The following is a 14,269-nucleotide window of genomic DNA, read 5'->3' as shown; positions in this document are numbered from 1 at the left end:
AACGGCCGCGACCCCAAACGGGACCGCGGCCGCTACAGTCGTAAGTCAAGAAGCGCCACATGCATCTCAATCCCGATCGATAAGACGCGAGGCGCAAAGCGCACTTTAATCTCTTCAGCCCCAATCCCAGAAGACCGAGGACAAAGAGGCCCGACGGGTTTCCCTCTGAATGCATTCCGCAGCACGAAGCCTTTTCCAAACGCGCAAAGCGCACCATTATTCCCCCAGCCAGTAATCCGCCGAAGACCGGACATCGCAGGGCCCGCCATTAGCTTACTTTTAGGCACACTCCGCAGGACGCAAGAAGCCCTCGCCGCACGAAGTGCGCAGCGAGGGCTTCTTGCATGTCCGAGGACGTGCCTAAAAGTAAGCTGATGGCGGGCCCGGACGACTACAGGGCTATCGATTACCCCGTGTTCTGCAATCCTGCCGAGACGCCGGTCACAGTCGAAAGAATCAGGCTCATGTACTCGGCCTTCTTCTCCTCGGCCATCTCGTCCTGGTTCATACGCACCTCGCGAAGGGCGCGAACCTGGGCGATGGATAGGGCGTCAACATAGGGGTTACGCACGCGGACGGCGCAGCCGAGCACGCGGCGACGCTGCAGCGGCCACTCGTCACCGACGATGGCAAGGACCCACTTACGGGTGAGCTGCATCTCGGTGAAGACCTTCTCGGACAGATCCTGGCGATCGCCCAGGTGCAGGTACATCTTGGCGATGCGCTGATCGGTCTTAGCGATCGACATCTCGATGTTGTCGATGAACGTGCGGAAGAACGGCCACTCCTGGTAGGCAGCCTTGAGCTGGTCAAGGTCGCCCAACTGCTCGCAGGCGGTGCCCAGGCCGTACCAAGCGGCCAGATTGATGCGTGCCTGGCTCCAGCTAAAGATCCACGGAATGGTACGCAGGTCGTCGAGCGACTTGGCGCCCAGGCCGCGCTTGGCGGGACGCGAGCCGATTGGCAGCAGACCGACCTCGGTCAACGGCGTCACGGTCGAGAACCACGGTGTAAAGTCCTCGGTGTTCAGCAGGTCCAGATAGCGCTCATGGCTTACTGCGTTGAGCTTCTCCGCCATATCCCAGAACTTCTGCGTGGTCTCGGTGTTGGTCTTCTCGACGCTCGGGGCCGACTGCAAAAGCGTTGCGGCGGCAACGGACTCAACATGGCGCTGAGCCAGCGTGCGGTTGCCGTAACGGGCAAAGATGACCTCGCCCTGCTCGGTGAGCTTAAAGAAGCAGTTGACCGAACCCTTGGGCTGCGCCAGCACGGCCTTGTTGGCCGGACCGCCGCCACGGCCCACGGCACCGCCGCGACCGTGCATGAGCACCAGGTCGATATCGTTCTTCTCGGCCCACTTGGCAATGCGCTCCTGCGCGGAGTGCAGCGCGAGCATGGCCGTGGTAGGACCGGCATCCTTGGAGGAGTCGGAATAGCCCAGCATGACCTCCATGCGGCGGTTGGTCTGGGCAAGGCGCTTTTGCACCACGGGCAGCGTAAGCATCTGGTCGAGCACGTCGACGCAGCCCTCGAGGTCCTCGAGCTGCTCGAACAGCGGGATCACGTCGAGCTCGGGGACATCCTCCTCGTGTGCAAAGGACAGGTGGGCCAGCTCAAAGACGTCGGCCACATGCTGGGCGCTCTTGGTGAACGAGATGATGTAGCGGTGCGCCATCTTCTTGCCGTAGCGCTTTTGGATGGAACCGATGGCACGGAAGGTGTCGATAACCTCGCGCGTCATGGGCTGCAGGTCGCCATGGATACCGTTCTCGTGGATATCCTTGAGGGCGCGGGCGTGCACCACGGAGTGCTGACGGAACTCCATCTCGACCATGTGGAAGCCGAAGGACTCGACCTGCCAGATGATGGTCTGGACCGGGCCGTAGGCGGCACGGACGGCACCGCAGGCGGCCAGGGAGCGCTGGACGACGCGCAGGTCATCCAGGAACTCATCGGCGCTGTGGTACATGGTATCGGTGATGCGACGGACGGTGGCGTTCAGACGGTCGGCCATGACGAGCATAACGGCGCGATGCGGCTCGTGCTCGGAGATCAGTTCAGCACGTGCGGTGTACTGAGTGCTCATCTCGACCTGATGGTTCCACAGGTTGATGAGTTCGGCAGACGGCTTGCTGTAGGTGGCCTCAAGCGTCAGGTTACGGCCGATGCGGCGGCACTTGTCCTCGAGCTTGAGCACCATATGGGTGAAGTACTTGGCAGCAACCTCGCGGCTCACCTTGGCGGTGACATTGGGGTTGCCGTCGCGGTCGGAACCGATCCAGCTGCCGGGGTGGAAGAACGCCGGGCACAGCGGCGGCACGGTGCCGGCCTTGTCGCCCAGCACCCAGTCATCAAAACGACGATAGATAACGGGAATGACGTCGAACAGCGTGTTATCGAAGATGTCGATGATGGTATCGGCTTCTTCGACCGGCGTGGGCTTCTTGAGCGCGATGGGGCTCGTACGCACCAGAGCGTCGATCTCCTGCAGCATATGGCGCTCGTTCTCCACCAGGTCGGAGCCGCCCAGGCGCGGACGCTCCTCCAGCAGGTTGGAGATACGGCGAATCTTGCCCTCGACGGCCTTACGACGGGCCTCGGTGGGATGTGCGGTAAAGACAGGGTGGAACTCGAGCTTGTCGAGCAGCTCGTTGGCGCCCTCGACACCCATCTCGTTTACCAACTGGTGATAGGCGACGGTGAGTTCGTTGGCGGGATCGACCTCGGTATCGGTCGACGCACCTGCCTCGCGCTCGCGCAGCTGCGCCACGCGGTAGTTCTCCTCCGACAGGTTTGCCAGATGGAAGAAGCTCGTAAAGGCGCGGACGATAACCTGCTGCTTATCGAGCGGCAGACTGTCGATCAGATCAACGACCTCGCGAAACGCCACGGCGGTGGGCTCGTCGGCAGTGGGCACGCCCTGCTCGTCGACGGACTCGTCGGCAGCACGGGTGCCGGGGTTTCCGGCATTGGCCACAATCTCGGCTGTCAAAATCTTGTCGAACAGGTCCGCGATCTCGGGATCATACTCGCTAAGCACACGGCGCTCCAGGCGCAAGAACAGCGCCAGATTGTCGCGCAGCTCCTCGGGGATCTCGATCTCGGCGAGACGCTCCTTGGATTCGGCATTCGAGCCGATTCGGTTAACGAGGCGGTTGACCACGGCAGCGACGCGCGCCGCGGCTTCGGGTACAGACTGGTTGCTTAGGTTCTCAGCCACGTTTCCTCCCATTCCTCCTTCTATGCACGTAACATGCGGTATTTATTATAGGCACTCGGCAAAAACTTTCGACGCTGATTGCGCTTTACCACACAAAAGTATTTTCTGCATTGCAAGGCTTTTTGCCCCAAATGGTCGTATTTCTCGGTGGGCGGCATATGCAAACGGGGGCATTCCGCATAAATGCGAAACACCCCCGTAACAATCGCTCTCAATGAGCTGAGCGCTTTAGTGAGTCCACAGCTCAAAAATCATGCGCTACAGGCGCTCACGAACCGCCTCGACCACGTTGGCCAGATCGACGAGGGCCTCGTCATGGCTCTCCATGTCGCGCACCTTGACCTTGCCGGCGGCAAGCTCGTCGCCGCCCAAGACCAAAATGAGCTTAGCGCCCACCTTGTCGGCCTGCTTAAACTGAGCCTTAAGCGAACGACCCTGATAGTCTGCCTCGGTCACGATACCTGCGGCGCGAAGCTCCTGCGTAATGGCAAAGACGTTCTGGCGCAACTCCTTGCCGGCATTGGCGACGTAGACACACGGGGTCTCCTCGGCGCCCAGGTCGCCGCCAAAGGCCTGCAGGGCCAGCAGGGCGCGCTCAAAACCGACGGCGAAGCCGACGCCGGCCGTGGGCTTGCCGCCCTCGAGCTCGACCAGGCCATCGTAGCGGCCGCCGCCACCGATGGAGCCGACGCCGGCGCCAGGGGCCTCGACCTCAAAGACGGTACGGGTGTAGTAGTCCAGGCCGCGCACCAGGGTGGGATCCTCGACGTACTCGATACCGGCGACGTCCAGATAGCGCTTGACCTGCTCGTAGTGCTCGCGGCACTCATCGCACAGGTTGTCGCCCATCAGCGGGGCGTCGGCCATGATCTCGCGGCAGTGGTCGTTCTTGCAGTCGAAGGCGCGCAGCGGGTTAAGCTCGGCGCGCTCGCGGCACTCGTCGCACATCTCATCGGCGTGGTCGAGAATGAACTGCTTAACCTGCTCGCGATAGGCCGGACGGCATTGGGCATCGCCCATCGAGTTAATGAGCAGACGGAGCTTGGACAGATCGAAGCCCAGGCGCTTGTAAAACTCCATGAGCATAATGATGCACTCGGCGTCTGCCGCCGGATCGGGAGCGCCGAGCCACTCGATGCCCACCTGATGGAACTGGCGCAGGCGGCCCTTCTGGGGACGCTCGCCACGGAACATGGCCTCGGCGTAGTAAGCCTTAAACGGCGTGGAGCCCTGGGGCACCAAGTTGTTCTCCACGACGGCGCGCACCACGCCAGCCGTGCCCTCGGGACGAAGCGCCAGGCGCTGCTTGGGCTTGAGCTTGGTATCGGTGCCCTCGGTAAAGACGCGCTCCAGGTTGGCGCCGCTAAACACGCGGAACATCTCCTTGCGCACGACGTCGGTCGACTGGCCGATGCCGTGGACAAACACGTCCACCTGCTCGATGGCGGGCGTCTCGATGGGCTTAAAGCCAAACGGCTCGAACACGCCGGCAGCGATCTGCTGCATCTTTTGCCAGGCGCGCATCTCAGCGCCGATAAGGTCGCGGGTTCCCTCCGCCTTCTGTGCCTGCATGGGCAAACACCTTTCTTTTGTATCGCGTCATAGGTAGTGGTCATTATACGGCACAAACACAAACAGCGGCGGTGCATCTGACCGAACGAGGGTATGGGGACTCGTTCGGCCAGATGCACCGCCGCGGTGTGCAATCTGCAATCCTTCCGCCTCTTCGGATCACAAAATCCGTTGGACGGAAAGACTTCGGGTCATCTCTTGAGCCCGTGGCTGCATGGGAAACCGAATGACGGTACGAGCATCCATTCGGCTTCCAAGGCAGCCACGGACAAAACGGGGCAAAGAGCTACGAGCGACGTCGTCCCTACTCCCCCGCCACGCTCGCGCGCAGCTTAGCCGCGATGGGCTCAGACGCCAGCAGGAACACCAGCATTGCCACCGAGCACGCCAGGCACACGATCCATGTGCTCGTAAAGGAGCCCGTGGCATCGAACAGTATCCCGAGACGATGGCGCCCACCGTGCCGCCAACCATCTCGAGCGAGGTGATGGTGCCCGTTACCTTGCCCAGGTCGGCCATGCCAAACTGCTTGGACGCGGCAATGGTAGGCGTGATGGTGCCCATGCACGTTCCGATTCCAAAGCTAATGGCAGCCACAATGGGGCCAAGGTCGGTTGCGGGAAAGCACAGGGCGGCGCAGGCGATGATGCACGCGACAGAACCCAGCACATTGCCAAAGCGCAGGCCAAAACGGTCGTAAATGGCGCCGAGCGAAATCTTGGCGATAACGACGGTGACCATGTAGGCCGAAAGAACCGTACCGGCCCACATGGGGTCGTGGCCACCCGTGACGATCTTGGCACCGTTGACGGTAACGCTCGTCATGTTGGTGACCTGGTTGGGCAAAATGGCGCCGTTAACGAGGCCCATAAAGAGAAAGGCGACGACGAGCAGCCAAAACGCCGGGCTCTTCTTGATGCGAGACCAGCCAACGTTAACCTCGGGCGCCGTGCGCCCGTCCTTGTCGCCAGCCGTCGAGACGGACGGATCGCCCGGGTTCTCGCCGAGCGGCTTCAGGCCAATCTCGGAAGGTTTGGTGCGGAAGGAATACGCCGTGATGGGCAGCGCCGCCACCATGCAGACGGCGGCAAGCACCAGAAAGGCGGAGCGCCAACCCACGCTCACGATAAGTGAACTCACAATCGGCGAAAGGATGGCACCGCCAAAGCCCGAGCCCGAAAGCGCGATGGAGATGGCAAGACCGCGCTTGGCGGTAAACCAATTAGCGGTCACCAGGCTAATAAGCAGACGGGTCGATGCGACGGCGAAGCAGCCCGAGACGGCAAAGAGCACGTAGACCTGCCACAGCTCACCGACAAAGCTCATGCCCACGAGCACCGCCGAGGTGGCGATGACGGTAAGCGAACCCAAAATACGACCACTAACCTTGTCGGCAACATGGCCAATGACAAGCGATCCGATAACGCTCACCACCGTGGAGATCGCATTGGAGATGTTGTACTGCGCAAGAGATATCCCCAAGTCGCTGACGATGAGCGGCTGGAACAGGCTCATGCAGTTGACGAAAATGGTGTAGCACGTGGCCATGATCACAAAGCCGGAGGCCACCACGAGCCAGCCGGGGAAGAACTTACGTTGCTGAGACATACTGTTCCTTTTTAAGCAAACGAGTAGCAAGATTGGGTGCTACCGGTGGTCGGCGATGTAGCCCAAAGCGACGGCGGCATAAGCCGCGGCGCCAAGGGGAAGCTCGGCATCGCTAAAACGTGCCTTGGGATGATGCTGAGCAAAATGCTCGTCCGTATCAGTCACAGCAGCGCCCACGGTAAAGTACGCGCTCGGGATCTCGCTCGAGATCAACGCGAAGTCCTCGCTCGCCATGGCGTGGAACAGCGGCAGGAAGGCGGACTTGGGCAGCACCGCGCCCACGTAGCCAAGCGACGCCTGCGTCATGCCGTCGTCGAGTACGAGCGGGGGAACATCCGAGAGTGTCTCGATAGTCGCCGGCGTACGATAGGTCGTGGCAACGCCTTTGACGACCTCCGCGATGCGGGTCTTGAGGCGCTCCATGAGCTCGACGTCGAAGCCACGCAGCGTTCCCTCGAGCACACAAGTGTCGGGGATGACATTTGCGGCCTGACCGCCGGCGAACTTGCCAACGGTAAGCGCGACCTCCTTGGCCGCCGGCACCTCGCGAGAGATAAGCTCCTGAAGCGCCAGATGCACATGGACGCCGGCCGTGATGGGGTCGATGCAGATCTCGGGGCTCGAGCCATGGCCGCCCTTGCCCTGAAGCGTGATGCGAAAACCGTACACGCCCGAGAGCGCCGGGCTGCCGTAGAGCACCAGGCCAAGCGGCGACTGGCTATTGACATGCATGGCAAAGGCGGCCTGGGGACGCGGGTTCTGCAGCAGACCGTCGGCGATGGCGGCGCGGGCACCCTCAAAGGTTTCCTCGCCCGGCTGGAACAGCAACTTAACCGTGGCGTTGGCGTCGACAAGCGCAGACTCGCGGGCCTTGAGCAGGCGCGCCGCTCCAAGCAACGCCGTCGCGTGCATATCGTGTCCACATGCGTGCATGCAGCCGTTCGTAGAGGCGAAAGGCTCGCCTGACTCTTCGGCAACGGGCAGGGCATCCATGTCGCCACGGAGCATGATGACCGTACCGGCCTGTTCGTCCGTGCAGACGCCATTGCCCTGGGCCGCGGCGGCACCGGCGCCGACAAGGCCCACGACACAGGAACCATCGACGAGCGTGGCAAATGGGATTTCCATCTCGGTCAGGCGCGCTTGAATATACGCAGAGGTCTGCGGGAGGCTATTACCCAGCTCGGGCATCTGGTGTAAATCGTGTCGCCACACAGCGAGCTCGTCTGCAAAAGCCTGAGCTTCTGCAACGAGACCGTCACCGATAGCGGCCTGCGCCGCTGCGGTGGCCTTGGGCGCTGATTGCGGTTGAAGATCGGACAGAGCTGGTGCCATAAATGCCCTCCAGTAACGTTTTTGCAGCAAGCACTTTGATAGCGTAAAGTGCAAGGTACAACTTTAAGGGCGACGCATAAAAAATGCCGCCCCGAGAGGGCGGCGCAACAAGTTGTTTACAATTGCGGGCGCGGCTTTTTGCGCAAAAAATCGAAGTGAGTCTCGCTCAAGATAATCGACAGGAAGATAAGCACGAAGCCGGCGAGCAGGCGCGAGGTGAGCGCCTCCCCCATCAGCAGCACCGAAAACAACACGCCCGAAGGCGACTCCATCGAAAGAAGCAGTGAGCCCGTCGAGGCGGGGACATGCGCCAAACCGACGTTTTGGACGAGCAGCGCCGCGCATGTGCAGCCCACCGAGAGGAAAACAGCCACACCGATAAACTCCGGCGTCCATGCAGAGAGGGGCGCCTGAGTCTCGAATAGCAGCGACGTGATTAAACTCAAAACGCCATTGCCCACAAACATCCAAAACGTGATGACGTTGATGTCCATCTTGCGACCGTACTTGGCAGTCACCGCCATCTGGATGGCGAAGAAGATCGCGCCGCCCAAGGTAATAACATCGCCGGCATTGAACTCGACGCTATCGAGCGCTACCAGGCCAATACCCGCCAGGCACAACAACGCTGCACCCAGGTTATACCGGGTAAGCTTTTCACCGCTCAGGACATAGCTTGCAAACGGCACAAGGATGCAATACGTGCCGGTCAAAAAAGCGCTCTTGCCCGCCGTGGTCTGTGCCAGGCCGATCGTCTGCAAACCGTAGGCACCCCACATGAGCGCGCCCATGCCAAGCCCGACGATCAGGTTGCGGGCATTGAAATGAGCGATGATGCGCTTATGGAAAATTGCAAACATAACCAGTGATGCCGGGAGAAAGCGAACATAGACCAGCTCGAACACCGGAATGGTGTCGAGTGCGTCCTTCATAGTGGTAAAGGAGTAGCCCCAGATAATCGCCACCGAAAGCAGTAGAACTTTCCAGAACAACGGCGAGCGTGCGCCGGCACCCCGGGGAATACCACCCGCGCCCAAATCCTCACGGGCTACAGGGCTATCGGGCATGTTTTCGATTTCGTTGGCAGCGTATTGGGCCATGGAACATCCTCGCACTCAATCTGGGCGTGGTGTCCGCACGCGTATGGCTGCGTGCCGCCTCATGGTCAAATAAAAACGGGACGCGCCGGACCCCCGGCACGCCCCGCTACTGTAGCAACAACCGGTGTTGCATCGCAATCCAGCCCACTAAAGCATTTTGTTCCGCCGTTCTACCGAACGGCGGACCGGCCGACGCTGCGCGAGCCGCATTCACGCCAATCTAACGTTCAATTTCAAGGGCGCGACCAGAAGGTCAGCGCCCTTTCATTTCACGTCACCTTGGCGCAAATGCGGCTCGCTCGCTGGCATTAGCGCTGCATCGGCGTTAACGTTGCTGTACTAGATAAGCTTTGTTGATTCCAGCTTTTCGATGATCCAGTCGTTGGCTTTGATGACCGGACGGCGGAAGATGACGCCCAGGGCCAGCGACGGAATCAGATAGCTCGCCAAGATACCCAGCTCAACCCAGTACTCCATATGGTAGGCGCCAGCCATGGCGGCGTGCATGGCGTTGATGCCGTGGGTAAACGGCAGGAACGGGTAGATCGCCTGGAACACGGGGCCGGTCATCTCGATGGGGAACGTACCGCCTGAACCGCCGACCTGCATGACCAACAGCACGACAGCGAGCGCCTTGCCGATATCGCCAAACGAAACCGTGAGCGTGTAGACGATATTGGAGAACACGAGACTCGCGACCCAGCCCGCCAGCACAAACTGCAGCGGGTTGTCGCATTGGATGCCAAAGAACAGGATGTCGCCCGCGCACACGAGTGTCGCCTGCAGCAGGGCCAGACCTCCAAAGAACAGGTAGCGGCCCAGGTAGATCTCGTGCAGGCGCACGGGGATCAGCTCGTTGATGAGCTCATCGTCAACCGATACCTTCATCATGGCCGCCAGCACGATCGAGCCGACCCACAGCGACAGGATCGTATAGAACGGCGCCATGGCCGAACCGTAATTGCGGATCGGATAGACCGGCTTGCGGTCGAGCGCGACGGGGCCGGAAAGCGACACGGCCAAACCCTCGGGATCGTTGCCGATCATCGTCTTGATCGTGGCAAGGTCGTCCGACATCAGGGCGCCATCGAGCTCGTCCTTAAGGGCGCTGATCTTGTCCGATGCCTCACCCAGCTGATCGGAAGCCTTGTTGACCAGCGTCGCAGCCTTGGAGAGGCCCTTTGCGAGCGAGCCAGAGGCGTCGGTCAGACCGCTCACGGCGCTATCCAAGTCACCCGAGATACCGTTCAGGGAATCCAGAACGCCCGAAATGGTCTTCTTGAGCTCCTTGGCCTTAACCGAGAACGTGGAATCGTAGTCGGACTTGGCTCCCGAGATACCCGCCTTGGCATCGGCGATGGCCTGGTCGACCTCGGCACGCGAGTTGTTGACCTCCGCCATGCCGTCCGAAAGGGACTTTGCGGTCGCCGTCAGGTCCTTCGCATTGTTGCGGCACTCCACGGCAATTCTGCCCAGCGACGTCGCAGCGGACTCGAGACCGTCTTTGAGCTTGTCATCACTTACCTGGTCGGCAAGGTTACGGAGCTGATCGGTCATCGCATCGATATCGTCAGCACGCGTATTGAGCGCCGCTGCGGCTTCGTTGAGCTGAGACACCGTAAGGTCAACATGCTGATTCGCGGCATCGAATGCCTTCGCAAGCTCGGCGGACACGTTGTCGAACGAGCCCGCGCTTCCGTCAATCGCCGCGTCAACGGCATCGTTGGCGGCCTTGAGCGCTTCCTTGGAATCATTGATGCCACTCTTGGCGTGCTCCATCAGCTGCTTCGTCGACTCATCAACGGTGCCCGTCTGCTTGAGCATGCCGCCCGCCGATGTCAGTGAATCGGACGTGGAGCTCAAAATGCCCGCGAGCGACGTCGCACTCGCCTGAACGTCCTGCAGGTCCTCGACCGAATCGCCCAGCGTCGAGGACAGATTGGCGATAAAGCTGCTCACCTGGTCGGTACTCATATAGTCGAGCAGGCTGGACACGGTCTTAAGGCCGATGGTCGTGATGGTCTTGGTAAAGGTCTCGTTGACCTGACTCTGGACGGCGCTCGAACCCTTTTCAGTCACGATCTGTGCGATGGCGTTGGCCTTCTGATTCTCATAGAACTCGATATCGGCGTGCTTCACCTCGGTCGAGAAAAGCGTCATCATGTCGGCGCTAAACGTTTTAGGGATAACGACGGCAGCGTAGTACGCGCCCGACTTAACGCCCTCAATCGCCTTATCACGGTCGTTGAGGACGACCCAGTCGAAGTTCTCGTTGCCGCGCAGGGTGGCGGTTACGTTTTCGCCCACGTTGACCTCGACGGGAATCAGATCGCTCTCGTAACCCTCATCGGTGTTGACCACTGCAATCTTAAGGTTGCCGGTATTGCCGTAGGGATCCCAGCTTCCGGCGATGTTAAACCATGCATAGAGACATGGCACGATGATCAGGCCCATCACGACGACCATGCCGATCACGGAGCGAGACACGTTTTGGACATCGCGCTTAAACAGGTGCAGGATGTTTTTCATTTATGCCTCACCTCCTTTAGAGTGCTTGCCAAGCGAGGTGGTGTCCCCGTCGTTTCCGTTTACGTTGTCAGCGCCGTCGGCATCTTGAGCCTTACGATGCGCACCGATATGCGACAGACGGCTCGTAGGCTGTTCGCCTCCCTTGGCGCCACGCTCGCTGGCGTTGAGACCAAACATGCGACGGGCGGCAGGGATGGCAGCCGTGTGCTCGCGCATCTCGCGGCGAAGGTCCTCGTCCGAAAGCGCCGAGATACGCATCTGGGTATTGAGGCTCGCACGGATGTATTCGATGTTGATGAGCCAGCCGCAGATGGCGATAACCGAAATGATCCAGATAACGAGCAGGATGATCTTGCCGTTATTGTCGATATCGAGCACCGTCGAAAGCACAAAGAGCAGAACCTGCACGCCTACCACGGCGGCAAAACCGCCCTTGATGTAGTACGGGTAGCGATGCTCAAACGCCACGGCATGATCGAGCAGCTCGCGACGGTACGAATCCGAATCGAGCATGACGCGCATGGCCGTGCGCAGCGAATAGCGCTGGCGCGGCAGGTCGTTGGACTCGCAGATCATGAGGCCCGTCGTGGAAAGCTGCTTGTCAAAGAGCAGGTTGAGGTTGAGCAGCAGCGGACGCAGCTGCAAGCCAATAAAGAGTGCGATGGCAAGGAACACGCCCAGGATGCACAGGTTGAACAGGTAGTTGAACGAATACATGCCACCGACGGTCTCGCGCAGCAGGTTGATGCCATAGGTGAAGGGCAGCAGCGGATGCAGCCATTGGAAGAAGCCGGGCATCATCTCGATGGGATACATGCCCGACGAGCCGGGGATCTGCACAATGACGAGGATGACGCCAATGGCTTTACCGATATGCTTAAACGTGGTGGACAGCGCATAGATGATGTTGACGTAGGTGAACGAAATAGCGATGCCGCCCAGTACAAAGAGCAGCGGATTGACGCACTGAACGCCAATGACCAGATCTCCCACCGTAACGATGATGGCCTGCAACGCACCCAGGATCACCAGCAGCAGCCAGCGGCCAAAGTAGCCCTGACGCGCCGTAAAGCTACCGATGCCCTCGCGGTCGACCTCGAGTTTATAGATAGCGATGAGCACATAGCCGCCTACCCACAGCGCCAGATTGGTGTAGAAGGGCGCGATGCCCGAGCCAAAGCTCTTGACCGGATAGATTGACTTGGACGTCAGCTCAACCGGAGATGCCATGAAATCTGCCACGTCATTGACGTCGACGTCCATGAGGTCGGCTAACTCGCCCATAGACTCAGAGGTCTGCAGCGCCGCAATGTCATTGGCGGCGGTCGCGAGCTTGTCCTGAACCTTGGCAAGGGAGGCGTCGGTTTGGGACAGCGTGGTCTTTGCCTGCTTGAGCGTGGCGTCGAGCTGCGCCAGCGTGCCGCGCGCGCTCGCTATCGTGGGGGTCATACCCGACACAATGCCGGTCAAATCGCCCGAAACGGCGGCAAAGGAGTCAAGCGCGCTCGAAGCCTTCGGAAGTGCGTTCTGACCCAGATCGGTCTGAGCCTGACCGAGGTTAGCCGTACCGGTCTGAATTGCCGCGTTGAGTGCGTTGCTCGCGTTCGAGATTGCCGTAGCGTCGTTTGCCATGGCGCTCGACTGTGCAGAAAGGCCATCCTTGATGCTCTGCAGCTTCTGGTTTTGCTCGCGAAGCGAATCGATGGTCGATACAATGCGCGCGTCAATTTCCTCGGAACCTGTCGACGTGTCATTAACGAGAATCTCCAAGTGCCCGATAACGGCCTTATTGTGATCGATCGTCGCCTGGAGAGACTCGAGCGAGTTGTCGATGCGGGTGGTCGTAGATGTGACCGTACCCGTTAGCTTGCCAATCGCAGCGTTCGCGGAGGCTGACGTCTTGGTGAGTGCAAGGCTACCTTCCGAGAGTGCCTTGGAGAGCGAGGTGATAGAGTTGCCCGCCGTGGCGCGAGCCTCGCCCAGCAGGTCGTTGCCCTGGGAGATTGCCTGCGTCAGCGACGGTGCCTGACCTTGCAAGCCGGCAAGCGCCGCATCAGCCGAGGCGATAGCGCCACTCGTCTTATCGATGGCGGCATTCATATCGCCAATCGAATCGCGCACCTCACCCAAGGTGTCGGATGCCTCGGACACCGAACTTGTCAGCGAGTCCTGAGTCTGGGTTGCCTTGTCCTTTAAATCGACACCGGCATCCTTGGCGATACTGGCAACAGTCTCGCCCACCGTGGAGACAAACTCCGAGTTGATCTGCTCCTCGATGGTGTTGGCACCGGTATCGGTGACCTTGGGCGCAATGGCGCTCTTCTTCTCATTGACGTAATAGGTGAGCTTCGGCTGATGGTAATTGCCATCGAGCATCGAAACAAGATTGTCGGAGAAGTTCTTGGGGATTACGATCGCCGCGTAGTATTCCCCGCTCTCGACGCCCTCTTTGGCATCGGCAGCCGAGTCGACGAAGGTCCAGCCCAGCTGATCGTTTTCCTTGAGCTGGTCGACCACCTTATCGCCTGCATTGAGCTCGCCCACCAAGTCATTCTGGGTGCCCTGATCGTTGTTGGCGATGGCGATTTTAATGCCCTGGGTATTTCCGTACGGATCCCAGTTGGCAACGATGTTGTACCAGGCATACAGCGAGGGAATGACGCACACGCCCAAGGTAACCACCAGGGCGACGGGGTTCATAAGCAGTCGCTTAATGTCGCGCTTAAATATCGCAAAGGAGACCTTTGCGTTGGATAGTTTGCTGCCGAGACTCACGCTTGGACCATCCATCCTGTCGTTGAATCAAATCGTACTATCAAAAACCATTGTACGTAGGCGCTTTAGCGTCTCGAAGCACAATGGTATTGAGTTTTGCGGGTAGCAATATACTACGAAGATTAGTTAA

General features: G+C 59.9%; 7 protein-coding genes. All 7 read right to left on the bottom strand.

Annotated features, from left to right (window positions below; translation table 11 throughout):
* Positions 1 to 406 precede the first annotated feature (406 nt).
* Complete coding sequence (locus tag PMW70_RS02585; protein ID WP_369831477.1) at positions 407 to 3,220, bottom strand: phosphoenolpyruvate carboxylase; 2,814 nt, start codon at positions 3,218 to 3,220, stop codon at positions 407 to 409.
* A 258-nt stretch (positions 3,221 to 3,478) separates the two neighbouring features.
* Positions 3,479 to 4,792, bottom strand: coding sequence for a histidine--tRNA ligase (gene hisS, locus PMW70_RS02580; RefSeq protein ID WP_271743798.1), 1,314 nt, complete (start codon positions 4,790 to 4,792; stop codon positions 3,479 to 3,481).
* A gap of 159 nt (positions 4,793 to 4,951) precedes the next feature.
* Positions 4,952 to 6,400, bottom strand: coding sequence for an MFS transporter (locus tag PMW70_RS02575; protein WP_271743797.1), 1,449 nt, complete (start codon positions 6,398 to 6,400; stop codon positions 4,952 to 4,954).
* A 39-nt stretch (positions 6,401 to 6,439) separates the two neighbouring features.
* On the bottom strand, positions 6,440 to 7,735 hold the full coding sequence (locus PMW70_RS02570) for a M20 family metallopeptidase (RefSeq protein ID WP_271743796.1): 1,296 nt from the start codon (positions 7,733 to 7,735) through the stop codon (positions 6,440 to 6,442).
* Between the two features lie 116 nt (positions 7,736 to 7,851).
* Complete coding sequence (locus PMW70_RS02565) at positions 7,852 to 8,835, bottom strand: DMT family transporter (RefSeq protein ID WP_117765433.1); 984 nt, start codon at positions 8,833 to 8,835, stop codon at positions 7,852 to 7,854.
* A gap of 339 nt (positions 8,836 to 9,174) precedes the next feature.
* Complete coding sequence (locus PMW70_RS02560; RefSeq protein WP_271743795.1) at positions 9,175 to 11,364, bottom strand: YhgE/Pip domain-containing protein; 2,190 nt, start codon at positions 11,362 to 11,364, stop codon at positions 9,175 to 9,177.
* Positions 11,365 to 14,139 (bottom strand): YhgE/Pip domain-containing protein, encoded by a 2,775-nt coding sequence (locus PMW70_RS02555; protein WP_271743794.1) that lies wholly within the window; start codon positions 14,137 to 14,139, stop codon positions 11,365 to 11,367.
* Positions 14,140 to 14,269: the final 130 nt, after the last annotated feature.

This window comes from Collinsella aerofaciens (assembly GCF_028209625.1).
GTDB classification, from domain to species: domain Bacteria; phylum Actinomycetota; class Coriobacteriia; order Coriobacteriales; family Coriobacteriaceae; genus Collinsella; species Collinsella aerofaciens_AM.
Note: the sequence above shows the minus strand (reverse complement) of the source record. Positions and strands in the feature narration are given on the sequence as shown.

Excerpts from the sequence above, each read along its gene's own strand:
- PMW70_RS02565 (WP_117765433.1), bottom strand. The coding sequence starts at position 8,835 with ATGGCCCAATACGCTGCCAACGAAATCGAAAACATGCCCGATAGCCCT.
- PMW70_RS02570 (WP_271743796.1), bottom strand. The coding sequence starts at position 7,735 with ATGGCACCAGCTCTGTCCGATCTTCAACCGCAATCAGCGCCCAAGGCC.
- PMW70_RS02560 (WP_271743795.1), bottom strand. The coding sequence starts at position 11,364 with ATGAAAAACATCCTGCACCTGTTTAAGCGCGATGTCCAAAACGTGTCT.
- PMW70_RS02575 (WP_271743797.1), bottom strand. The coding sequence starts at position 6,400 with ATGTCTCAGCAACGTAAGTTCTTCCCCGGCTGGCTCGTGGTGGCCTCC.
- hisS (WP_271743798.1), bottom strand. The coding sequence starts at position 4,792 with ATGCAGGCACAGAAGGCGGAGGGAACCCGCGACCTTATCGGCGCTGAG.